The organism is Microbacterium sp. MRS-1 (assembly GCF_000585455.1).
Lineage (GTDB): Bacteria > Actinomycetota > Actinomycetes > Actinomycetales > Microbacteriaceae > Microbacterium > Microbacterium laevaniformans.
This window is the reverse complement of sequence record NZ_JAUF01000023.1, coordinates 1-786: the sequence shown is the minus strand read 5'-3', so window position 1 is coordinate 786 and position 786 is coordinate 1. Positions and strand designations below refer to the sequence as shown.

Here is a 786-nt window from a genome sequence, read left to right as displayed (position 1 = left end):
CCTCCGCAGCTACCGAGCCGCCGTCAGCCTCGCCGCCACGCTGATCTGGATCAAGACGGACCTGTCCCGTCCGGTCTGAGCACGGGCCGGACGGACCGCAAGGATGAGGCAGGATGACGGAATGAGTTCCTACGTCCGCCCCTTGATCGACGCGCCGGTGTTCCGCGATGCTGACGGCGCCGTGATCAACTATGGGAATCGGTGGCACGGGTCGCCTCCGGAGGACACATACTCGGTCGACACACATCCCGAGCGGTTCGCACCGATCCACGTTGTCGCCGATGCCCTAATCGCGCACCTCCGAGAGACGTACGACGTCGAAGTCGATGAAGGTGTTGAGGCGGCGGCCGATCTGTTGCGTCCCGCATTTCATGATGTAGTGCGCGCCGTGCGGATACGGCCCAATGATCCGAAGTGCGCGTCCTTGACGATGGTCTTCACCGCCTACCCGGGGATCTACATGCACGCGGGCCTATTGCACGACTTCCACTACCCAATCTGCGGTTGCGACGCATGCGACTCGAGCTGGCAGGCCGAAGCCGATGAACTTGAGCAGCAAGTATTGGCGACCGTCAGCGGCAACTACCGAGAGACGATTGAACGCGGACTTCGCCCCTGGGTCGACTACGCCTTCACCTATCCCGACGGCGCGAGCTCCGGAAGGTCCCGCTCCCAAGATCTTCCTGCCCAGCGCCTCAAAGACGCCAAACCCATCCTCCGCGCCCTTCCCGACGGATGGGACTCATGGCCGCGCTCGGCGTCAGCCTCTTGATCAACACGGCCTAG

At 63.4% G+C, this 786-nt stretch carries 1 protein-coding gene; it reads left to right on the top strand.

All coding sequences use genetic code 11. The features are described 5' to 3' along the window. The first annotated feature begins 121 nt into the window (after window positions 1-121). Window positions 122-772 (top strand): DUF6226 family protein, encoded by a 651-nt coding sequence (locus AS96_RS06060; protein ID WP_036286924.1) that lies wholly within the window; start codon window positions 122-124, stop codon window positions 770-772. Window positions 773-786 lie beyond the last annotated feature (14 nt).

Coding starts and splice junctions, on each gene's coding strand:
- AS96_RS06060 (WP_036286924.1), top strand. CDS start 122: ATGAGTTCCTACGTCCGCCCCTTGATCGACGCGCCGGTGTTCCGCGAT.